This is a genomic window from Sneathiella sp., assembly GCF_002694385.1.
GTDB lineage: Bacteria > Pseudomonadota > Alphaproteobacteria > Sneathiellales > Sneathiellaceae > Sneathiella.
The window spans coordinates 131174-154207 of the sequence record NZ_NZMB01000010.1; the positions used below are offsets into that span (position 1 = coordinate 131174).

At 60.2% G+C, this 23034-nt stretch carries 18 protein-coding genes; 7 read left to right on the forward strand and 11 right to left on the reverse strand.

Features of this window, described 5'->3' with window-relative positions:
• The first annotated feature begins 116 nt into the window (after positions 1 to 116).
• Positions 117 to 863 (forward strand): glutamine amidotransferase, encoded by a 747-nt coding sequence (locus CMN55_RS05305; RefSeq protein ID WP_293948503.1) that lies wholly within the window; start codon positions 117 to 119, stop codon positions 861 to 863.
• On the opposite strand, the gene CMN55_RS05310 is transcribed toward CMN55_RS05305, so the two are convergent.
• The 3 genes from CMN55_RS05310 to CMN55_RS05325 all read right to left on the reverse strand — a co-directional run bounded on the left by CMN55_RS05310 (position 841) and on the right by CMN55_RS05325 (position 3517).
• Positions 841 to 2031, reverse strand: a complete 1191-nt coding sequence (locus CMN55_RS05310) for a CaiB/BaiF CoA transferase family protein (RefSeq protein WP_293948504.1) — start codon at positions 2029 to 2031, stop codon at positions 841 to 843. The two genes, CMN55_RS05305 and CMN55_RS05310, sit on opposite strands and share 23 nt — an antisense overlap.
• Before the next feature lie 123 nt (positions 2032 to 2154).
• A complete protein-coding gene (locus CMN55_RS17080) occupies positions 2155 to 2676 on the reverse strand; it encodes a cold-shock protein (protein ID WP_366931973.1) in 522 nt (173 codons plus the stop codon).
• Between the two features lie 319 nt (positions 2677 to 2995).
• Positions 2996 to 3517, reverse strand: a complete 522-nt coding sequence (locus CMN55_RS05325; protein WP_293948505.1) for a putative pterin-binding protein — start codon at positions 3515 to 3517, stop codon at positions 2996 to 2998.
• 148 nt (positions 3518 to 3665) lie between these two features.
• Here CMN55_RS05325 and CMN55_RS05330 point away from each other — a divergent pair, with 148 nt between their 5' ends.
• The gene (locus CMN55_RS05330; RefSeq protein ID WP_293948506.1) at positions 3666 to 4619 is read left to right on the forward strand and encodes a glycosyltransferase family 9 protein; all 954 of its coding nucleotides are present in this window, start codon (positions 3666 to 3668) and stop codon (positions 4617 to 4619) included.
• A gap of 16 nt (positions 4620 to 4635) precedes the next feature.
• Here CMN55_RS05330 and CMN55_RS05335 read toward each other — a convergent pair whose 3' ends face one another.
• Positions 4636 to 6438: an ABC transporter ATP-binding protein gene (locus tag CMN55_RS05335; RefSeq protein WP_293948507.1), complete on the reverse strand. Its 1803-nt coding sequence runs from the start codon at positions 6436 to 6438 to the stop codon at positions 4636 to 4638.
• 359 nt (positions 6439 to 6797) lie between these two features.
• Between CMN55_RS05335 and CMN55_RS05340 the strand changes: the two genes are divergently transcribed.
• Positions 6798 to 7280 (forward strand): MarR family winged helix-turn-helix transcriptional regulator, encoded by a 483-nt coding sequence (locus tag CMN55_RS05340; protein WP_293948508.1) that lies wholly within the window; start codon positions 6798 to 6800, stop codon positions 7278 to 7280.
• Here the strand turns inward: CMN55_RS05340 and CMN55_RS05345 are convergent.
• On the reverse strand, positions 7277 to 8164 hold the full coding sequence (locus CMN55_RS05345; RefSeq protein WP_293948509.1) for a DMT family transporter: 888 nt from the start codon (positions 8162 to 8164) through the stop codon (positions 7277 to 7279). The genes CMN55_RS05340 and CMN55_RS05345 overlap by 4 nt on opposite strands.
• A 215-nt stretch (positions 8165 to 8379) precedes the next feature.
• Between CMN55_RS05345 and CMN55_RS05350 the strand changes: the two genes are divergently transcribed.
• Both CMN55_RS05350 and CMN55_RS05355 read left to right on the forward strand, forming a co-directional pair.
• Positions 8380 to 9420 (forward strand): metal-dependent hydrolase, encoded by a 1041-nt coding sequence (locus tag CMN55_RS05350; RefSeq protein WP_293948510.1) that lies wholly within the window; start codon positions 8380 to 8382, stop codon positions 9418 to 9420.
• 188 nt (positions 9421 to 9608) lie between these two features.
• Positions 9609 to 10547 (forward strand): DMT family transporter, encoded by a 939-nt coding sequence (locus tag CMN55_RS05355; RefSeq protein ID WP_293948511.1) that lies wholly within the window; start codon positions 9609 to 9611, stop codon positions 10545 to 10547.
• An 18-nt stretch (positions 10548 to 10565) separates the two neighbouring features.
• On the opposite strand, the gene putA is transcribed toward CMN55_RS05355, so the two are convergent.
• The 6 genes from putA to CMN55_RS05385 form a co-directional block, all read right to left on the reverse strand.
• Complete coding sequence (gene putA / locus CMN55_RS05360; protein ID WP_293948512.1) at positions 10566 to 14273, reverse strand: bifunctional proline dehydrogenase/L-glutamate gamma-semialdehyde dehydrogenase PutA; 3708 nt, start codon at positions 14271 to 14273, stop codon at positions 10566 to 10568.
• A gap of 192 nt (positions 14274 to 14465) precedes the next feature.
• Complete coding sequence (locus CMN55_RS05365) at positions 14466 to 16013, reverse strand: acyl-CoA carboxylase subunit beta (RefSeq protein ID WP_293948513.1); 1548 nt, start codon at positions 16011 to 16013, stop codon at positions 14466 to 14468.
• A gap of 144 nt (positions 16014 to 16157) precedes the next feature.
• The gene (locus CMN55_RS05370; RefSeq protein WP_293948514.1) at positions 16158 to 17033 is read right to left on the reverse strand and encodes a pirin family protein; all 876 of its coding nucleotides are present in this window, start codon (positions 17031 to 17033) and stop codon (positions 16158 to 16160) included.
• A gap of 31 nt (positions 17034 to 17064) precedes the next feature.
• Positions 17065 to 17847, reverse strand: a complete 783-nt coding sequence (locus CMN55_RS05375; RefSeq protein WP_293948515.1) for a 3-hydroxybutyrate dehydrogenase — start codon at positions 17845 to 17847, stop codon at positions 17065 to 17067.
• Between the two features lie 56 nt (positions 17848 to 17903).
• Positions 17904 to 19679 (reverse strand): SLC13 family permease, encoded by a 1776-nt coding sequence (locus CMN55_RS05380; protein WP_293948516.1) that lies wholly within the window; start codon positions 19677 to 19679, stop codon positions 17904 to 17906.
• A 47-nt stretch (positions 19680 to 19726) separates the two neighbouring features.
• Entirely contained in the window at positions 19727 to 20116 is a 390-nt protein-coding gene (locus tag CMN55_RS05385; protein WP_293948517.1) for a nuclear transport factor 2 family protein, read from the reverse strand.
• A gap of 183 nt (positions 20117 to 20299) precedes the next feature.
• Here CMN55_RS05385 and CMN55_RS05390 point away from each other — a divergent pair, with 183 nt between their 5' ends.
• Positions 20300 to 21547 (forward strand): MFS transporter, encoded by a 1248-nt coding sequence (locus tag CMN55_RS05390; protein ID WP_293948518.1) that lies wholly within the window; start codon positions 20300 to 20302, stop codon positions 21545 to 21547.
• A 151-nt stretch (positions 21548 to 21698) separates the two neighbouring features.
• The gene (locus tag CMN55_RS05395; RefSeq protein ID WP_293948519.1) at positions 21699 to 23033 is read left to right on the forward strand and encodes a TolC family protein; all 1335 of its coding nucleotides are present in this window, start codon (positions 21699 to 21701) and stop codon (positions 23031 to 23033) included.
• Position 23034 lies beyond the last annotated feature (1 nt).

Here is a 23034-nt window from a genome sequence, read left to right on the forward strand (position 1 = left end):
ATTACCAACCATTTTCTCATAATATCGGGATATGGTCTTGTCACTGCCCGAAGGAAAGCTAAACTGTCCGTGAGGGCGGAACAAGTGTAGGGTTATCAGCTATATTGCATCACAACATGCCACAAAAAGTACTTCTGGTTCTTCATCAGGCCTCCTCCGATCCCGGGCGCGTCGGGGAAGCCATCCGCACGCGCGGGTTTGAACTCGACATGCGCATTCCGGCAATCGGGGAGCCGCTGCCCGAGACGATGGAAGGCCATGCCGCCGCCGTCATCTTCGGCGGCCCGATGAGCGCCAATGACGAGCAGCCGTATATCCGCGACGAAATGAAGCTGATCGAGCGGCTGCTGAAGGCGGAAACGCCCTATCTCGGCATCTGCCTCGGCGCGCAGCTTATGGCGCGCACGCTCGGCGCCCGCGTGGCGGAGCATGGGGAGGGGTTTCGCGAAGTCGGTTATTACGAACTGACCCCGACCGCTCCGGGATGCCCGCTGTTCCCCCGCCCGATGATGGCCTATCAGTGGCACCGGGAAGGGTTTGACCTGCCGGAGGGGGCGACCCTGCTGGCCAAGGGGAATGTCTTTCCCAATCAGGCCTGCCGCGTCGGCCGCAACGCCTATGGCATCCAGTTTCACCCCGAAGTGACCGAGGCGATGAACCGCCGCTGGGCCACCCGCGCCGCGCATATGCTGAGCGATCCGGGCGCGCAATCGCGGGAGGCTCAACTGGAAGGGCGCCGCCTGTATGACGACGCCCTTCGGGAGTGGCTGGATAGTTTCCTGGATCACTGGCTGCCGCCCCTTGACGGGGCGCCGGCCGCGACTTCAGGCGCGGCTGCGCTCAGACAACCCGCTTTTTCCTGAGTTCGGCAATCTCATCCGCCGAATAGCCGAGACTTTCCATAATCTCGTCCGTATGTTCGCCAAGGGTCGGCGCGCGGCGCTTCATTTTCGTATCGGTTTTTGACATCTTGATCGGCAGCTCGGCGACCGGGATTTCCTTGTCGAACCCCGGATAGGATGTCTTCGTCAGCAGCCCCATGGCTTTCAGATGCGGATCATCCAGCACCTGCTGCGGGCTGAGAACCGGGCCGCAGGGAAGGCGGATCGCCTCCATTTCGGCGAGCGCCTGTTCCGTCGTCCGCTCGGCGCACCATTCGGCCATCCGGTCCGACAGCACATCATTGTTATCGCCGCGCTTCTGATCGGTGGTAAAGCGCGGATCGGAGAGCCAGTGATCTTCTCCCATCAGCTTCGCCCAGCGTTCGAACAGCGGTTGGCCGAGCGCCTGCACCAGCACCCAGCCGTCCTTGGTCTTGAAGGTATCGGCCGGCCCGGCATTCTGGCCGCGGTTGCCCGTGCCGACGCGATTGATCTTGAGCATCTCCTGTTCGATCAGCGCGACGCTGGAAATCAGGATGGAGGAGCCGAACAGCGAGGTCGTCACAAGCTGCCCCTCCCCCGTCATGTCGCGGTGGCGCAGCGCCGCCATGGTGCCGAGCGCGCTCATCATCGCCGTTGTATAATCGACCCACGGGCCGAACAGCTTGCGCGGCTCCCCGTTATCGCCGGTCATATACATGACGCCGGACATGGCCTGTCCGAGACCGTCAAACCCGACGCGGTTCTTGTAAGGCCCGACATCGCCAAAAACCGACCCATGGGTGAGGATGATATCTTCCTTGATCGCCTTCAGGCTGTCATAGTCGAGGCCCATCGCCTCCAGCGTTTCGATCGGCAGGTTGGCAACCACCACATCGGCGGTCTTCACCAGCCGCTTGACCACGTCGCGCCCTTCCGGCTTCATCGGGTTGAGCGTGAGGCCCTTCTTGTTCTGCCCCATCTGCATGATCATGGCGCCATCGCCGGACTGGTCTTCGGTCATCGGGGTGATATAGCGGTCTTCACTGCCGTCGAGCTTTTCAATGCGGATCACTTCGGCCCCGAAATCGGACAAAATCGTCGCGCAATAAGGTCCCGCGATATAGCGGCCGAAATCCAGCACCCGGATTCCTGAAAGAATATTTGTCATAACACGCCCTCCAGACGACTGTTCTTGATTATTATTTAAGGCATTCCGGCCTTTCGAAAGCAGGGCAAGAGTGCCCGCAATCGCCGTTCTTGGCAATCGTTTTAAGGGGAGTAGTGACGGAAATCAATCGTCGGCTGGCGTCTCATGCGTTAAAATCTGCAATCCCTCCGCCGTGGGTCCTTTTTCGTTATCCAGCACCTTCAGCCGGACACGCTGCCCTTCGCGTAGCGCCCCAAGGCCGGATTTTTCCAGCGCCTTCATATGCACGAAGATGTCCGTGCCGCCCGCATCCGGCGTCACGAAACCGAACCCCTTGCGGCCGTTGAAGAACTTGACCGTGCCGAGAATGAAACGGCAGGCCGCGTCATCATTTTCAAGCACCGGCGCCGGGCCGAGATCAATAATCCGCAAAACCTGCAACCCGCGCTCCGTGACATCAAGGTCGCAGATAATCATCGCCCCTTCGGGAAGCCCCTGCAGATTGTGCGGGACCAAAGCGGAGATATGGACGAAGGCATCCTCATTCCCGTCAACGGGCGCGACAAATCCGAACCCTTTTGTGGTATTGAACCATTTGACCCGGCATTTGACCGCCTTGTGCGATTCCCTCGCCGGGTTCTTCGTCCTTTCAACATTCTGCATCATACACCCCTACCCCGTGCAACCGAAACGTCTCTCTCGGAACCGCAGACAGTCCCGCCTCTGATGACAGCCTGAACTGCCCATAAGACTGCCATTCTGTGCGGATTTATCCGCGAGTGCATTGATTTGCGTCAAATTGTCATCTTTTCCGCCCTCTTGAGGATAAGACGCTCCCCATTCGGATTTCAGGAAAAATATTTGCGCAGGCAGGATAGGAGAGCGGCCGCATCACCCGTGACATGGCAGGGAGGGGCGGAATATTTTTCTGCTACTGCGGGGCGGGGCAAGGCCTCAGCGCGGTGGGGAAACCAGAAGGCGCCGCCTAGTCCACGACAATCTTCGTCACCTGCCAGAGCGACCGGGCATAGTATTTTTCCTGCGCCAGCTCTTTCTGGCTGTTGTAGGGGTAAATGATCCAGAAAGGCCCATAGTCCCCCGGTTTCAGCCATTCCCCGTTCATTTTATAGGCAATGATGACATCATATTTCTCGGCATCGGAGACGGGAATTTCGACCGTATAGCCATCTGCGGCGGAGACTTTCAGCACTTTGCCGCTGGCCGCGACATTTGCCAGCACATCGCGCAGCAATACCCCGCGAAATACCGTTTTGCCGGTCGTCCAGGGGCTGGACGTGGTAATTTCCGTTGCCGGGGACGCCGCCATATCGCCGGGGGTGTAGTAGATCAGCCCCTGTTCGGACTTGACCTTGCCGCTGATCGTCAGCCATTCGGAGGAGGCGCCGGCCATCACCGGAGACAGCAGATTACCAGCCGCCAGACAGAGTAAAATAAATGATATCCGTCCAATGGGGCGCCATTTGCGGCGTCTGAGTATCCTCGTCAAAATACCATCCTCTGTGTCACGTTCGGATGCGGCGCCTGCCTCATCTGCCAAAAACAAACCGCCCCCGTGACGGCGCATTAATGATGGAGGCGCGGGCAATAATCGTATATGTAGCCGATACTGAAGATGACGTTCAAAGGTTTTTTTGATGAAGCGCACGCTATTCGTCGCCTCCAACCGGCTCGGGGATGCCGTTCTGACAACGGGCGTTCTCCATTACCTGCGGGAAACGGAGCCGGACGCGGCCATCACCGTGGTCTGTGGCACCATTCCGAAAAGCCTGTTTGAAGATATTCCGGGGGTTGAACGGGTGATCGGCATCGAAAAACGCCGCTTCAGCCTGCACTGGCCGGAAGTGGCCCTGAAGCTTGGTCCCGTCTTCTGGCACCGCATCGTCGATTTTCGCGCCTCCCTCCTCGGTTTCCTGCCCGCCCGTCACCGGCATATCTGGCGCGGCGGCAATGACACGGTGCACAAGGCCGTCGCCAATGCGGCGCTGATCGGCGTCGATCATCCCCTCCCGCCGCGCCTTATCCCGACGGCGGAACAGCGCGCCCGGGCGGCAAGATGGCTCGGGGATGATCCGGGGGAACGCCCCCTCCTTGCCCTCGCGCCGACGGCCAATTTCTATCAGAAACAATGGCCGCATGAGAATTATCTGGAGCTGGCAAAACGCCTGACCGCGGCGGATGGTATTCTTCCCGGGGCGCGGGTCGCCGTCTTCGGCGCGCCGGGGGAAGAGGCGCAGGCCCTGCCGGTGGTGGCGGGGCTCCCCGCCTCCCAGGCGATCAATCTGGTCGGCAAAACCAGCCCGATGGAGGCGGCGGCCCTGCTCACCCGCGCGGCGCTGTTTGTCGGCAATGATTCCGGCCTGATGCATACGGCCGTCGCCGTCGGCATCCCGACGGTCGCCCTGTTCGGCATCGGCAAGCCCGCCGTTTACGGACCGTGGGGAGAAAAATCGCTGTGCCTTGAAAGCACGCCCAAAGGCACGCCGATCATCCGCGGCGGCAATCCCGCCGATCCATCCGGCGATCCCCTGCCGCTGGACCGGGTGCTGGCGGAGACAGAGGCGTTTTACCGGCGGATAACGGCCGCCTGAGCCTGGTTTCGCCGGATCAGGGTTTAATCTCGCGCAACGGCGTGACCTGCCCGTCGAAGGAAAACTGGTGCCGGTACAGATCCGCATAGACGCCGCCCAGCTTCAACAGCGCCTCATGCGTCCCGCTTTCAACAATCTCGCCCGCGACCACCACATTGATCACATCCGCATCAAGAATGGTCGAGAGCCGATGCGCAATCACCAGCGACGTGCGCCCCTTCATCAACTGATTGAGGGCGATCTGGATCTTGCGCTCCGATTCCGTATCAAGGGCCGATGTCGCCTCATCAAGCAGCAGGATCGGCGCATCCTTCAGCATCGCCCGCGCAATGGCGATACGCTGCTTCTGCCCGCCCGACAGGCGCACCCCGTGGCTGCCGACAAGGGTGTCATACCCGTTCGGCAGGGCGACGACAAAATCATGGACGGCGGCGGATTTCGCGGCCGCAACAATTTCCGCGTCCGTCGCCTCTTCCCGGCCATAGGCGATATTGGCGCGGATGGTATCGTCAAACAGGAAAGTATCCTGACTGACCAGCGATATTTTCTGGCGCAGCGACGCGAGGGTGACATCGCGCACATCCTGCCCATCCACGAGAATCTGCCCCGCATTGACATCGTAAAAGCGCGGGATGAGGTTGAGAATGGTGGATTTGCCGCCGCCCGACGGCCCGACCAGCGCGACCCGCTTCCCCGCCTTCATTTTGAGGGAAATGCCTTTCAGAACGCTTTCCTGCGGATTGTAGGAAAAGGCGACATCGCGGAACTCCACCTCGCCGCGGTGAAATTCGAGCGGCGCCGCCTCCGGCTTGTCGATGATTTTATGCTCCAGATCGAGGAGGTTGAAAATCCGCTGCGCGGCAGCCAGGCCCGTCTGCATGCGCGGGAACAGCTTCGCGACGCTTTTGATCGGCTGATAGGCCAGCATGATCGCCGTGATGAAGGCAAAAAAGGTGCCCGGCGTCGTCACCCCTTCAATGACATTGCTGGCGCCATAAAAAATGACACCGGCGATCAAAAAACCGGCCAGCGTCTCGACAATCGGACTGCTGGAGGCTTCAATCCGGAGCGCCTTGAATTGCAGCCTGAATCGGTCCTCCACCACCTTATCGCCCTGCGCCACCGCCATTTTCTCGCGGTTATAGGCCTTGACGACGCGGATGCCCTGAAAATTCTCCTCCAGGAAAGAGCTGAGATCGGCCGTCTGCTCCAGCACCCGGTTCGACGCCTTGCGCGACCGCTTGCCGAGCTGGCGGATGGCGAGAATCCCGGGCGGCAGCGCGACCAGCGTTACCAGCGCCATTTTCCAGTCGTAATAAAACAGCGACGCGATCAGGAAAATCGCCGTCAGGCTGTCCTTCGTCAGCACCACCAGGGTCTGGGTCGCCACGGTTTTCAGATAATTGGTGTCAAACACCACCCGCGAAATCAGATGCCCCGATGAATGATCATGAAACCACGCAAGATCGGCATGGACGAGCTTGTCAAACAGGACTTTCTGGATATCCGAGATGACCCGCGTCCCCACCCAGTCCATGACAATCGTCTGGCCATAGGTGGCAAACCCGCGCGCCGCAAAAATCGCCACAACCGCGAGCGTCGTGTAAATCACAAACGCCGGATTCTGGTCAAAAAACACTTCATCGACGATCGGCTTCATGACAAAGGCCGTCGCCGTCGCCGTCAACGCGCTGATGATCATGAAAAAGATCGCCAGCAGCAAACGCCATTTGTAACGGGAAACATACTCCCGCACGAGACGGCCATAAATCGCCGTCGTCGCCGTATTCTGGACTGTTTCTGGATTGGAATGGGTCAATTTCTGTCCGGTGCCCCGTTAAAATTGACCAACAGGTATCATAGGGCCTTTCTGTGCAATAGGAAAAAAGCAGCCCCGCCATGCCGTTCTCAACGTCACTAGGACCGAGATACAACAGTTCTCGCCCGTATCCTCCGGGGGCGAGCCTAAAAATCTGCGGGAATGTGGAAATTAAGGACAATATTATATAGTCTTTCCGAATATAACGCAAGAAAAATCGACCACACCCCCGGAGGCCCGGCGACAAAGGCGGCATATCCGGCGCGGGAGATGCCCAGCCGACACTTTCCCGTCATCTATCTGGGCCGCGCCTATAATTTCACTTCCACAGACTGTAAAATCACTGGTATAATAAAATCATGAATGCAAAAACCGAGACCGGCAAATATGACCGGAAGGATGAACTGCCTTCCTCGGATTTTCGGATCATTAACTGGATTACGACCATCAGCCAGTTAAGCGATACGAAAATGCGACAGCTTCTCGACGGGACGGACGTGCCGCCACCGCAATTTTTCATTCTCAATCATTTCATCCATCAGCCCGAAGACAGCAAAACCGTCTCCAGCATCGCCTGGGCCATGCAGCAGCCGCAGCCGGGCATCACCAAAACGGTGGCCAAGCTGCTCAAAAAAGGGTTCTTGCGCGCCGAAAACAATCCCGCCGACGGCCGGTCCAAATTTCTCTATCTGACCGACAGCGGCATGGCCGCCCATGCCCGGGCCAAGAAACGGCTGGAAGCGGCCTTTGCGGAAACATTTGACGGCTGGCGGGAATGGGAGAAGAAGGACCTGTTCGGATTGCTCGACCGTCTCAAAAGCTATCTGGAAGAAACCCGTTAAGCACCGTCTTCGCTGGCCGCCTTTGGGGGCGCGGCATGGGACGCCCGCAGATTAATGATGGCCACCCCGATCAGGGTGATAACGCCGCCGATCACAAATCGCAGCGTAATCGGCTCGGCAAACAGCACAACGCCAAACGCCACGCCGAAGATCGGCGCCAGCAGGCCAAACGGCGTCAGCACGGAGATCGGATAGCGCTGCAACAGGTAATACCAGCCGCCATGGCCAATGATGGTGGTGATGATCACCACAAAGGCCAGCGCGCCGACATCCAGCCACGTCGCCGTCTTCAGGGCCTCCATCTGGCCGCTTTCCGTGAACAGCGAGAGCAGCATCAGCGGCAGGACGGAAATAATGCCGATCCAGCCCTGCATCGCCATTGTCCCCACATTCCGGATCTGCCGCATCAGAATCAGCCCGACCGCCATGAACAGCGCGGCGACGGTGACCAGCGCCACCCCTTCAAGCTGATCGAAGATAACCGGATCAAATCCGAGGAACATAACCCCGCCGAACGCCAGCACAATGCCGAGAATACGCCGCCAGCCAACGGTTTCTTTCAGCACGATAACCGCCAGAATGACCGAAAAAGGCGCGATAAGCTGGCTGGTGATGGCCACCGCCGTCACCCCGCCCGCGGCATAAATTCCGAGATAGAGAAAGGTAAAATGAAAAACCCCGACGGCCAGCGCAATCCACAGCACCGATTTCATCTGACCTTTGACAATGCGCAAAAAGGGCGACAGAAGAAGGGCCACCAGCAGAAACCGCAGCCCGGTGAAAAACAACGGCGGGAAATGATCCAGCCCGACTTTCGAGGCGACAAAGGAAAAGCCCCAGATCGCGCTGACCACCAGTGCAATGAAAAGATGCGGAAGGGCCATTTGACAGTCTCACAAATCTTGCGCCGGAGGCGCCGGCCGGTCACGCGCGCACATAAAATGGATACGTACTGTCGCGACATGAATTATCTTTTCCGTCATTTAAATGTCGCAACGGGAACGTAACGTCACTATTTCAGCTTCATGCACACAATGCAATTATGAAGTTTCAGGATAGGAACCGGCGAATTCATCAGGACGCGCCGAGGGAGTAACAGATGGATTCAGTCACCCAGTTTCTGTTGGGCGCCAGTATTTCGGGCGCTTTGCTTGGTCCGCGCATCGGCGCAAAATCCCTGCTGATCGGCGGGCTTGTCGCGACGCTGCCCGATCTTGACAGCCTTATNCCCTATGACGATCCCATCGACAGCATGACCCATCATCGCGGCTTCAGCCATTCGCTGCTGGTGCAGACGGCGCTCGCCCCGCTCNTCACCCTTGCTGTCGGGAAAATCGTGCCCGCCGCGCGGGNGCATCTGAAAATGCTGCTGCTCACCATCTGGCTGGTCCTGATCACCCACAGTGTGCTCGATTCCCTGACAACCTATGGCACGCAAATNTTCTGGCCGCTGAATGTGGGGCCGCCGGTGGCCTTTCCCGCNGTCTTCATCATTGATCCCGTCTACAGCCTGATGCTGCTGGCGGGGNTCCTGACCTTCTTTTTTGCGCGGAAAAAGCCGGGCGGCGGCCTNCGNTTNAACCGGATCATGCTGACGCTGAGCNGCCTCTATCTNGCTCTCGGGATCGTCGGCAATNTCGTCATCACCAACCGGGCNAGCCAGGATCCNATGCTCCGCGACATGCGCCTTCATGTGCAGCCGACCGCGTTCAACCTGCTGATCTGGCAGGTGACCGGCGTNTCCGAGGATCGGCTNGTCACCGGGCTGATGAGCCTGACGGGGGAGTGCGCGCTGCGTCATGCGGTGACGGCGGANCGCCACGCCGCGCCCACCGGNCTGACCGAGGTTTCCCCNTCCGTCAANCGGCTGGAATGGTTTACGGACGGTTTCTATTCCTATGGCGTTCGGGANGGGGTTGAAACCATCACCGATCTGCGCATCGGNTTTTANCCCAANTATGCCTTCTCCTTCAAAATCGGCGAAGAGAGAGACCNNGCCTTCANCCCCGTGCCGCCGGAGCGNNTCCGGCTCAGCTATNAGGANCGGGCGGGGGANATGTTCTCCCTGATNGCNNANACCGCNNCCGGCTGCGNNGATNCGNCGGANCGCGACACGGCATGGCAACAGGGANCAAATTAACGCTGGCGACATTCGGCGACGGGGGCTAGTCTTAANAAAAACAAAGAATGGCAGGGGGCGGAAATCGATAGCTTTGCAGNAACAGNCGGGATTTTANGGCGCCCNATGACGGAANANCCCCTTCTGCGGAACAATCTGCCCGCCNNCCGGTTCAAGNGACAGCGCCGGGCGGAAGCCGCCGCCGCGTCATGACCGANCCNGTTATCCCGGCCGATCCCCCGCATGATCCGGGACACGCCGCGCCGCCGTTTGCGGGCCTGTTGCCGCATNTNGCGCTNTTAAGCGCGGTGTTTCTGCTCGGCCTGTCCTTTGTCGGCATCCGCGCGATCATGGCCGATAGCGANGCCGCCGCCTCGCTCGGGTTTTTCCGCTACGGTCTGGCGGTGATCATGCTGCTGCCGTTTCTGCTGTTCCGCCCCNTCGTCCTGCCGCCGCCGCGGGCGCTGCTGACCATCATGCTGCTGGGCGGCNTCCAGTTCGGCATCTTCCATCTGCTGGTCAATACGGCGCTGGAACAGCTTCCNGCGTCNCGCGGNGCGGTGATNTTCTCCCTGATCCCGATTTTGACGATGCTGATCGCCGCNCTGTCGGGNCGCGATTCNCTNAATAAAATCAAGCTGTTCGCTGCTGTCCTGTCGGTTGTCGGCGTTTNCCTCGCNCTNGGNGAGAAGGCNTTTTCCGCCGCGCCCGGCGCCACGGGCTGGACCGGNGAATTATTCTTCCTCATCGCCGTCTGCTGCGGCGCGACCTATAANGCCTTTTCAAGCCGGTTGATGCAGAACCGCTCCGTCGTTCTCCTCACCGTCATCGGCATGAGCGTCGGCACNCTCACCATTTTCCCCTTTGCCTATGCCGAGGGTCTGCCGCGTGTGNTCGCGAGTTATGACATGCAGGACTGGCTGTGGGTGCTGTTTCTCGCCGGNCCGGCGGCCGCCCTCAGCCTGTTTCTGTTCAACTGGGGCCTGCANCAGCTCTCCCCGTCGAAGGCGGCGATCTATGTGCCCATCGCNCCGATCATTTCNGCGGCCTCCGGCGCNCTGCTGCTGGGGGAGCATCTGTCCAGCCTNTTCCTGATCGGCCTCGCCTGCGCCGTTGCCGGNCCGCTGCTGGTCAACTGGCGGCGCTAGGCGGTCCTTGCCAGGCTATCAGGCTTCATTGGCGGCGAGCAGGCGGGTATTGCCGCCCGACGCCGTCGTATCAATGCACAGCGCCCGCTCGGCAACATAAGCCTCCCACATCTCCGCACCGACAATCAGCGGCACAATCGCCCCCTCCCGGCCTGCCAGCGCCCGGCGATAGGCGCCGAGATCATACTGCCCCGGCGTCAGTGCGAGGGCGGCAAGATGCGGCATCTCCTGCGCCAGGGCCGGGGTGAGTGCCGCATCAAGGCGGGTGACCAGCCCCGACAGGCCCTTTTCTTTCGCCAATTCCGTGACAAGCGCGTCCAGTGAGGCCGCAACATCGGCGAGCAGAACGGCATTGCCCGTCAGCAGCGCCATAGCGGCCAGCCGCACTGCCCCCTCCCCCGCGCAGAGGATGACGCCCCGGCCATGCAGGCTGAGGCGGTTACTCTCCCCCGTTGGTCCCGTCAGATCGGTAGGCTGCGGGCTGTAGTCCGCCGCCCCCTCCAGCGTTGCGGTGAAAGCTGCGGCCGCGTCCTTTTCCAGCCGCGCGGCCAGCTTTTTCAACACCTCCCGGCGATCCTCCCGCCGGTCCCAGATCCCTTGCGCCGCCCGCGCCGCCTTGAGCGTTCCCGCCGGAAGCATAATCTCCGTGCCGCTGTCCGAAGATGCGGCCTTGTCCACTCCGCATAGGCGCGGCGCCGTCTCCCCTGACCTTCTCATAAACCGGCGCAGGTAAAGCGGGCCGCCCGCCTTGGGGCCGGTGCCGGACAGCCCTTCCCCGCCGAACGGCTGCACGCCGACAACCGCGCCGATCTGGTTGCGATTGACATAGAGATTGCCGACATGGGCCCGATCACAAACCTCCTGCACGCGGGTATCGACACGGGTATGCAGCCCCATGGTCAGGCCATAGCCGGTCGCATTGATGCGGCCGACCACCTCATTCACCTCTTCCGCCCGGAACGGGACGACATGCAGGATGGGGCCGAAGATCTCCCGCTCCAGCGCGTCGATCCCGTCGATGCGATAGGCGGCGGGCGCAACAAAGCAGCCGTCATCCGCCGCCGCCGGAAGCGGCAGCTTGCGGATCAACTGGCCCGCCGCCTCCAGCCTGGCGGAATGGGCCTCAATAACCTCTTTCGCCTCCGCGTCAATAACCGGGCCGACATCGACGGAGATATCCCACGGATTACCGATTTTAAGCTCGCTCATGGCGCCGTCCAGCATGCGGATCACCTTATCGGCCACATCCTCCTGCACATACAGAACCCGGAGGGCCGAACAGCGCTGCCCCGCCGACTGGAAGGCCGACGCGACAATATCCCGCACCGCCTGCTCGGGCAGGGCGCTCGAATCAACGATCATGGCGTTGAGCCCGCCCGTCTCGGCGATCAGCGGAGCCTCCGGATCGGCGTTGTCTGCCATGGCGCGGGCAATGCGCTGCGCCGTCTCGGTCGAGCCGGTAAAACAGACCCCGGCAATCTCCGGATGGGACACCAGGCCTGCGCCAACCACCGCGCCGTCGCCGGGCAGCAGTTGCAGCACCTCATCCGGAATACCGGCCTCCCGCATCAACGCCACCGCGCGGGCGGCGATCAGCGGCGTCTGCTCCGCCGGTTTGGCGATGACCGTATTGCCGCCGACCAGCGCCGCCGCGATCTGCCCGGTAAAAATGGCAAGCGGGAAATTCCATGGCGAGATGCAGATAAAAACGCCCCGCCCTTCCTGCCCGGCAAGCCGCGGGTCTGTTCGCATTTGATGCGCATAATAACGGCAGAAGTCCGCCGCCTCCCGCACCTCGGAAATTCCATCCAGCAGGGATTTCCCGGCTTCACGTGACAACAGCGCCATCAATTCAACCCGGTTTTCCTCATACAGATCGGCGACCCGTTCCAGCAGGGCGGCCCGCTCTTCCCCCGGGGTTTTCCGCCAGGCCGGGCTCGCGGCAACCGCATTCCGCACTGCCTCCGCCACCTGCTCCGCCGTGGCGTCAACGCAACTGCCGACAATATCCCGGCGATCCGACGGGTTCCGCACGTCATGGGCCTTGCCTTTGGCCGCCTTGCCGCCGATCAGCGGCGCGGCCTGCCAGCCTGCCGTTGCAAAGGGTTGGCGCGCCTTGTCAAACGCCTTCAGCACAGACGGGTTCGGGAAATTGATCCCGGCGGAGTTCCGCCGCACCGGCGCATACAGATCGGCGGGCAGCGGGATGCGGTCATTCCTGATAGCGGGATAGCCGAGAAGGGTGCTGACCGGATCGCGCACCACCTGCTCAGGCGGGACTTTTTCGTCCAGCACCTGATTGACAAAAGAACTGTTGGCGCCGTTTTCCAGCAGGCGGCGCACCAGATAGGCCAGCAAATCCTCATGCACGCCAACGGGCGCATAGATGCGGCAGCGGTTGCGATGCCGTTTCATGACAAGATCATGCAGCCCCTCCCCCATGCCATGCAGGCGCTGAAATTCGAAATCCTCCACCCCGTCGGCCATTTGCAGGACGGCGGCGATGGAATGGGCGTTATGGGTCGCGAACTGCGGGTAGATGTGATCCGTCATATTGAGCAGCTTTTTCGCGCAGGCGAGATAGCTCACATCCGTCGCCGCCTTGCGGGTGAAGACGGGATATCCCTCATACCCCATGACCTGCGCCAGCTTGATCTCCGTATCCCAATAGGCGCCCTTGACCAGCCGCACCATGATCTTGCGGTTATGCTTGCGGGCCAGCGCATAAAGCCAGTCCAGCACATAAGACGCGCGCGGGCCATAGGCCTGCACCACGACGCCGAAGCCGTCCCAGCCTTTGAGGTCCGGGCTTGCCAGCACGGCTTCGATTATATCGAGGGAGAGATCGAGACGGTCCGCCTCCTCCGCGTCGATGTTGAAGCCCATATTGGCGTTTTTCGCCTGAAAGACGAGCGAGGAAAGCCGCGGCACCAGCTCATGCAGGACGCGGTCCCGCTGCGCATATTCATAGCGCGGATGCAGGGCCGACAGCTTGACGGAAATGCCGGGATTCATGCGGATATCGGTGCTTTGGCTGTGTTCGGAGATACTGGAAATCGCCTTTGAATAGGCCATGAAATAGCGTTGTGCATCCGCTGCGGTCCGCGCGGCTTCCCCCAGCATGTCATAGGAGTAGCTGTAGCCCTTCGCCTCCATCCCCCGGGCGCGGGCCATGGCTTCCTGAATATTCCGGCCGAGCACGAACTGATGGCCGAGAATCTTCATCGACTGGGCAACGGCGGTCCGGATGACCGGTTCCCCGACCCGCTTCACCAGCCGGCGCAGCTGTCCCACGACATCGAGCGCGGCGTCCCCCCGCGGATGCACAACCTTGCCCGTCAGCATCAGCCCCCATGTCGATGCATTGACGAGCGGAGAAGCGGAATGCCCGAGATGCTTGCTCCAGTCCGCAGGCGCGATCTTGTCGCTGATCAGGGCATCCATGGTGGTTTCGTCCGGCACGCGCAGCAGCGCCTCCGCCAGACACATCAGCGCCACCCCCTCATCGGTGGAGAGGCCATATTCGCTGAGGAAGGTTTCCATCACCCCGGGGCTGTCGGCCCGGCGTAACTCGCTGACCAGCGCTGCCGCCGATGCGGCAATGGCGGCGCGCTCCGCATCCGGCAGATCGAGAAAATCAATGAGGCGGTGCACCGCCGCCGCTTCATTGGTTATGTAATGAAGCCTGATATCGTCGCGCAGACGCTGAAGCGATTTAACGGCCATGGCAGCCCTGATCCCTGACTGGAGTAAGATGGAATTGATCCCATCTTACCCGCAATCCGGCAGGCCATGTGACTAAAGAAATACCTCCAATCACGCCAAAGTCGCGCAGGAGAGATCAAATATTGCCCTTTCTCCTTCCGGCTGGAAAAATAGCAGGCAATATGACTAGCGTCTGTTTCTCACCGTCACGCGTCAGGGACGCACGCCGAAGCGCGGCTCTCCCACCTCACGGAGCGGCGCCGCCATATCGGCAAAATCGCAGAGCAGGCGGCGTGTCTCGCGGGGGTCGATGATTTCCTCCACCATGAAGCGTTCCGCCGTGCGGAAGGGGGAGCGGAGGCGGTTGAGCCGCGCCTCGATCTCCTCCAGCTTCGCCTTGGGATCCTCCGCCGCCTCGATTTCCGATTTATACGCGGCTTCCAGCCCGCCGGCGATGGGCAGCGAGCCCCAGTCGCCGGACGGCCAGGCGTAACGCAGATTGAAACGCCCGGCGTTCATATGCGCAGCGCCCGCCACACCATAGGTCTTGCGCAGGATGACGGCGCACCAGGGAACGGTGGCCTGGGCCACGGCGGCAAAGGCGCGCACCCCATGGCGGATCGTCGCCTGCTCTTCCGCCTGCCGCCCGATCAGGAAGCCCGGTACATCGACAAGATGCACGACCGGCAGATGGAAGGTCTGCGCCAGATCGACAAAGCGGATCACCTTCTGCGCCGTGTCGGCCGTCCAGGCGCCGCCGAACTGATACGGATCACTCGCCATCAGGGCAACGGGCCAGCCATCCAGACGGGCAAAACCGGTGATGCAGGAACGGCCCCATTTGCGGCCGATCTCGAAAAAGCTGTCCTTGTCGACGACCGCATTGATAATGTTGCGCATCTTGTAGACCTTGCGGGAATCGCGCGGGATCGCCTCGATCAGCCATTCGTCGCGGCGCGCCGGATCATCGGTCGGCGTTGTCCGCTCCGGCAGTTCATAGACCGACTGCGGCAGATAGGACAGAAACCTGCGCGCCATTTCAAAGGCTTCTTCCTCTGATTCCGCCTCGTCATCGACCGCGCCGTTACGGGTATGGATATTGGAACCGCCGAGCTCGTTCTTCGACAGATTCTGCCCGGTGCGCGCGACAACCGGCGGCCCGGCCACAAACATCTGCGAGGTTTCCTTCACCATCACCGAATAATGGCTGGCGGCCACCCGCGCCGCGCCAAGACCGGCGGTGGAACCGAGCGCCAGCGCGACCACCGGAATTTTCGACAGGCTGTCCGTCACCAGATCCCAGCCGCGCACGGCCGGAATATAGGTTCTGCCGTCATCTTCGATATTCTTGACGGAGCCGCCGCCACCCGTGCCATCGACAAGGCGGATCATCGGCAGGCGCAGCGAATTCGCCATATTCTCCACATGCACCAGCTTTTCCCGGATGCCCGCATCGTTGGCGCCGCCGCGCACGGTGAAATCATCGCCCGCGATGACCACCCGCCTGCCATTGACCCGCCCGCGCCCGGTGATCAGATTGGCGGGCTGCAGACTGGTGATGTTGCCCTGATCATCATATTCGACCTTGCCAGTGACCGAACCAACCTCTTCGAAGGAGTCCTTGTCCAGCATTCTGTCAATGCGATCGCGAACCGTCAGCTTTCCGGCATTGACATGGCGGGCGACCTTTTCCTCACCGCCCATATTCAGGGCCAGCTCTTTACGTTTCTTCAGCTCTTCGACTTCTTTTTCCCAACTCATGTTCGGTGTCCTTGTTATTGTTGTTATTCGGGCGCCTGACAGATTAGGAATGCCCTCAGAAATACGCCGGTGACTGGCCGGCAACATCAAACCTTTCCCGGCAGGGACTGTCAACTGCTTGTGCGCAAGATTCAATCCTGACGATCAGTCCGGCAGCGGGGTGAAGCTGTCATCCCCCGGAACCCCGGCAAAGCGCTGCGCTTTCCAGTCTGCTTTCGCCTGTTCGATCCGCTCCCGACTGGTGGAGACAAAATTCCAGTAGATAAACCGCGGCTCCGGCATTGTATCGCCACCCAGCACCGCGATGATGGAATTTTCCCGCGCCGTCAGGGTTACCGCCGGATTTTTACGCAAAACGGCGCATGTCCCGGCTTCCACGAGCTCGCCGTCCACCTCGATCTCGCCCTCCACCACATAAAGGGCCGCCTCGTCATAGTCCGGTGCGAATTGGACGCAGGCACCGGCCGCGCAGCGGATATCGGCGAAAAAATAGCGGCTCAATGTTTTGACCGGCGATGTTTCCCCGAACAGCGATCCCGCGACCAGCCGTCCCTGCCAGCCATCGCCAGAAATGGCGGGCAGGCCGGATTGCGGCGTATGGCTGAAGGCAGGCGCGGTTTCTTCATGCTCTTTCGGCAACGCGACCCACATCTGCAACCCGTTGACGGCGCGTTCCGTCTTGCGGGCCTCCTCACTGCTTCTTTCGGAATGGACAATGCCCCGCCCGGCGGTCATCAGATTGACATCGCCGGGGCATATCTCCTGCACCCAGCCAAGGCTGTCACGATGCATGATGGACCCATCATAAAGATAGGTCACCGTCGCCAAACCGATATGTGGATGCGGCAGGACATCCATTCCCTCCCCCACCTTCAGCATGGCCGGACCCATGTGATCGAGAAACACGAAAGAGCCGACGGCGCGGCACTCTGCCACCGGGATGATCCGGCGCACGCCAAACCCGCCGATATCCCGCTTCTTGCCGGTCAGCCGCAGGGCAATACTGCTGTTATTTTCCATTCATTCTGTCCTTCCGGATACGCGATACCGGTTACTGCGCGGTCCAGCCGCCGTCAATGGAATGCAGGGCGCCGGTAATATTCTCCGCCGCATCGCTGCACAGGAATACCGCAAAGGCGGCAATCTGCTCAATCGTCGTGAATTTCTTCGTGGCGGCGGCGGCCAGCATGACCTCGTTGATCACCTGTTCTTCCGTCATGCCGCGGGTGCGCGCCGTGTCGGGGATCTGCCGTTCCACCAGCGGCGTCCAGACATATCCGGGGCAGATGGCATTGACGGTGATGTTATCGCGCGCCACTTCCAGCGCCGCCGTCTTGGTCAGACCGGCGATACCATGTTTCGCCGCCACATAGGCCGCCTTGTTGGGGGAGGCGACAAGCGCATGGGCGGACGCGGTATTGATAATCCGCCCCCAGCCCCGTTTTGTCATGATCGGGATGGCGTGACGCATGGTGTGAAAGGCGGAGGACAGGTTGATGGCAATGATCGCATCCCATTTTTCAACCGGGAAGTCCGCAATCGGCGAAACATGCTGGATCCCCGCATTGTTGATGAGGATATCCATCCCGCCAAATTCCCGGACCGTCATGTCGAACATTTCGGCAATGTCATCCGGTTTTGTCATATCGGCGGAGCTATACAGGCATTTGATGCCATGTTCCTGTTCGATGGAGGTTCTCAGGGTTTCAATCTCTTGTGCATCGCCGAAACCGTTGATCACAAGATGACATCCCTCCTTGGCCAGCGCCCGCGCATAGCCTTCACCGATACCGGAGGTTGATCCCGTGATAACCGCAATCTTTCCTGATAGCATATCGCGCCTTTCCCTTGATGAATGAAGCCGGTCAGCAACCGCAGCAGGCCCACTCCTCAGAGCGGCCAGAAAAACAGGATGGCCGGAATGGAAACCGCAATGACAATGATTTCAAGCGGCAGGCCCATCCGCCAGTAATCCCCGAATTTATATCCGCCGGGGCCCATAATCAACGTGTTATTCTTATGCCCGATCGGTGTCAGAAAGGCGCAGGACGCCGCCACGGCGACAACCATCAGAAAGGCGTCCGGGTTGACATTCAGGCGACCCGCGATATCCACCGCGATCGGGGCGCTGACAACCGCCGTCGCCGTATTGTTCAGAACATCCGAAAGCGTCATGACGATAACCATAAGGACTGTCATCACGATCACAATCGGCAACCCCTCGGTCAGATCGACGATACTTCCGGCAATGAGGGCCGTTCCCCCTGTCGTCTCAAGGGCGGTGCCGAGCGGGATCATGGATCCCAGCAGGACAATGACCGGCCATTCGATATGGCTGTAGACTTCCTGTATGGGCACGATATCGAGCACCACATAGGCAATCACGACCACCGCGAGCGCAACCGCCAGATAGAGCCAGCCGAAACTCGCCATCGCGACGGCCGCGGCAAAGATACCGGTGGCCAGCCCGGCGCGGCGATACTGGGTCACGGACAGCCCGCGTTCGGCGAGCGGCAGGACGCCAAGCCATTGCGCCACCTCCGGCACCCGGTCAACCGGGCCGAGCAGCAGCAGGATGTCCCCCGCCTCGATATCCAGCTTGCGAACGCGGTCACGGAATTTCTGCCCCTGCCGCGACACGCCGAGCAGCGTGACCCCGTGGCGCGTCATCAAGCGCAGGGACATGGCGGAGCGGCCTTCGATGCGGGCCAGGCGCGGCACGACGAATTCCATCAGAATCATGCCGCCGGAGGCCGCTTTCTCATGGCGCTTCTCACCATCGAATTCCAGCTTCATGGCGCCGCGGAACTGGTCTATGCCTTTCGCCCCGGCATCCACAACCAGCAGATCCCCCTCGCGGATTTCCACATTGCGCGCCATTCCGGCAAGCCGTTTGTTATTGCGGACAAGGCCGACGACAGTCGCATCGCTGTCATCTGCGGGCTCATCCAGCTCGCGCACCAGCATGCCGATGGCGGGCGACCCCTCCGGCACCAGAAGCTCGGCGAGATAGCCTTCCTGATCCAGCAGATCGACAGACGGGGTATCGCTGTCGCGCGATCCGGGAATCAGCCGCCAGCCGATGAACATGATAAACAGAATGCCGACAACCGCGCAGGTGAGCCCGACCGGCGCGAAATCGAACATACCAAAGGGCGCGCCCATCGCATTTTCGCGATAGGCCGCGATAATGATATTCGGCGGCGTCCCGATCAGGGTGATCAAACCGCCGAGGATGGTGGCGAAGGCCAGCGGCATCAGCGAAACGCGCGGCGAGCGCTTGGCTTTCGCGGCGGCCTGCAAATCCACCGGCATCAGCATGGCCAGCGCGGCCACATTGTTCATAAAGGCGGAGAAAATGGCGCCCAGCCCACCCATCGCCGCGATATGCGACGGCAGCTTGAGCTCCATCGAGGTGAGCTTGCGTGTAATGAGGTCAACGGCGCCCGAATTCAGCAGCCCGCGCGAGACAACCAGCACCAGCGCAATAATCACCGTCGCCGGATGGCCGAATCCCGAAAAGGCCTGCTCCGTCGGCACCAGCCCCAGAATGAGCGCCACCACCAGCGCCGCAAACGCCACCATGTCATAACGCCAGCGCCCCCAGATCAGCAAAATGAAGACAATGACAAAGAGGCCGAACAGCAGGATTTGATCTGTGGTCATGTTTTTCTCTCGGTTACCAGTACTCTTATCCAGGGGCGATGATCACATCAGCGTTGCTTCGCCAGCATTGCCGCCATTTTCTGATGCACAAGGTTGATCGCCTTTAATGGCCGTATCATGACCTTGAAATCAATAATACGACCATCCTCCCCCCAACGGATAATATCAACACCATTGATGAGAATGCCGTCAAGAGTTGTCGTAAATTCAAGCATCGCCTCCCGCGCGCCCGCAATTTCCCGGACATAGGTAAACTCATCGCCGTTCAGAACCTTGAAGGCCGACATCAGATATTTATGGGTGACCTCCCGCCCCTGCTGCGGTGTGTGCACAACGGGGCTGTGAAAAACCGCCTCTTCATGCAGCAGGGCATGAAGTTTTTCCGCATTCTTTGTCTCCACACAGTCATGCCAGGCTGCGAGCGTATCCTTGATCATGCTTCCCCCTCTGTTTTAGAGGTGAATCTTAAACCTCTCGCGTCCGAATTCAAACCGCGATTGTCGTCTTTACATCATTCTCCTTTATTCAATAAATTTGATACGGAACACGGCATAGCTGTGATAAGGTTGTTGAAAAGCAAACAATTCAATGCTCATCGCTCAGCGGGAAAGGGCGGTTTCTTGTCTTCGGTTCATTCTCCGGGTGGTGCGGATACGGCTTACCTTGACAGCGGCTATTCATGGACCCGGCTTGCCATTTCCATGCTCATCGCCGTTGTCGGCAGCGCGGGCATGTGGGCGGTGGTTGTGGTGCTGCCGTCCGTCGAGGCGGATTTCGCCATTGCCCGCTCCGAGGCCTCCATTCCCTATACGGCGACCATGATCGGCTTTGCGCTCGGCAATTTCGTCTATGGGCGATTGATCGACCGTTACGGCATTGTGTATCCCCTGATTTCCGCCGCCATCCTGCAAGCCGCCGGATTTGCCCTTGGCTCCATGACGACAAATGTATGGATGTTCGCGCTGATGCAGGGCGGCCTGATCGGCCTTGGCTCGGCCATTACCTTTGGCCCGCTGATCGCCGACATCTCCCACTGGTTTTCCCGCAACCGCGGCATTGCGGTCGCGGCAACGGCGAGCGGGAATTATCTCGCCGGTTCCATCTGGCCGCTCATCCTCAAGGAAATTATCGCCGCCGGTGGCTGGCGGGACGCCTATATGCTGGTCGCCATCGTCTCCATCACCGCGATGATACCGCTTGCCTTTCTGCTGCGACGGCGCCTGCCGGTCCAGGTTCCGGATGTGACACCCACTGACGCGGGCATTTCCATCACGCGCCAGAAAGTCGATATCTCTCCCCGTCTGCTGCAACTCCTGCTGTGCATCGCCGGGATAAGCTGCTGCGTCGCCATGTCCATGCCGCAGGTTCATATCGTCGCCTATTGCGCCGACCTCGGCTTCGGCGTTGTCGCCGGGGCGGAAATGCTTTCCGTCATGCTGGCCGGGGGAATTGTCAGCCGCCTGCTGTCCGGCTTTCTGGCCGACCGCATTGGCGGCGTCCGCACTGTGCTGCTCGGCTCCTTCCTGCAATGCCTGGCGCTATTCCTGTATATTCCGTTCAACGGGCTGGCCTCCCTTTACATGGTGTCGCTGATCTTCGGCCTGTCCCAGGGCGGCATTGTGCCGAGTTACGCCATCATTGTCCGGGAGTATCTGCCCGCGCGGGAGGCGGGAGAGCGCGTTGGCCTTGTCATCATGATGACCGTTATCGGCATGGCGCTTGGCGGCTGGCTGTCGGGGCTTATCTACGACCTGACCGGCTCCTATCAGGCCGCCTTCGTCAATGGCATTGCCTGGAACATGCTGAATATCGGGATTATGGCCCTGCTGCTGTGGCGCAGCCGGGAGAGAGATCCCGCCCCCGCATAATCTATCCTGACCTCTGATGTGACGGCGTTTCCCGTTGCCCGATAATGTTGTTTCATCAGCCTTTCGAATCGCGCTATCGTTTTGACAGCGGCGGCGGGAACGTTTATTCTCCGCTTGTCATTATCAGGCTTGTTCAAGGGGGACTGTCGGGGTGGAATTGCGTCCGGTCATCGCTGCCGTTCTTCTCTCGCTCGCATTATCGCCGGGCCCTGCCTTTGCGGATGAAGTGCCGCTTCTCACCCTCGAAGATGCCATCCACATGGCGAAGGCGCAGAATTACCAGCTTAAAAACGCCGGGCTACAGATTGATGTGGTGGACGCCCAGAAAAAGGCGGTCGCCGCGAAACGCTATCCGCAGCTAAGCGCGCAGGTTCACGGGTTGCGCAATTTTGAAGATAATGAATATACCTTCGAGGAAGGATCCCTCGGCACTGTCGCAGGCAGCCCGGTTCCCTCCAGCAATGTGGCCATCGGCACCAGCTCCGGCTTCACGACCCATTATTCCCTGACGGCGACACAGCCGCTTGTCGGGCTGTATGAGATCAATCTCAATGTGGACAAGCTGGAAACCGAAAAGGAAATCGCCCGCCAGCAATCCCGGCAGGCGGAACAGTCCATCGCCCTGCAGGTGAAACAGCTCTATTATCATATCCTCAGCAGCGAAAGCACGATTGCCGCCGCCACGGCCTCTGTCCGCTTCAATGAAGAGCTGGTGAAAATCCTGGGCGATAATGTGGCGGCAAAAACTGAACTGGAATATCAGCTTCTGAATGGAGAGGCGCAGCTCGCCGCGGCGCGGCATCAACTTTTCGCCGATGAAAATGACATGCTGACCAGCAAGCAGCAGCTCAACGCCCTTCTCGGCCGTAATATCGCGACGGCCTTCCGGGTCACGCCGCAGGGCGCCGAGCCAGAAGCGACTTATGATACCGCCGTGGCCGCGGATCAGGCTCTCGCCAACCGCCCGGAAACGCAAGAGGCGCGGCTGCAGGTAAAGGCGGCCGAAACGGACCTTGAGATCAACAAGAGCGGATATCTTCCGGAAGTGAATCTCGTGGCCAGCTATGGCCGATCTGAAAAGACCCGGCTTCTCCCCGATGAAAGCCTGTATGTCGGCGTTCTCGCCAAGTGGGATTTCTTTACCTGGGGCGCCAATGAAAACAAAGTGTCGGGGGCCCGCCTTGCCCTGCTACAGGCGCAGAACGCCCTGCGCGACAATGAAGACCAGATCCGCGCCGAAGTCAGCCAGAATATTCGCAATCTTGAAGTGGCGCGCGCCCTTGTCCCCGTGACGGAACTGGCCAAAAAGGCCGCGGAAGAGGCGCTGCGGGTGAGTTTCAATCAATATAAGGAAAAAGCCATTCTGCTGAGTGATCTGCTGAACGCCCAGTCGGAACTGGAAGACGCCAACGACAATTATCATCAGGCATTGCTCGGCGTCTGGAATGCCAGCGCCGCGCTGGAACAGGCCTTGGGAGCGGAATGAT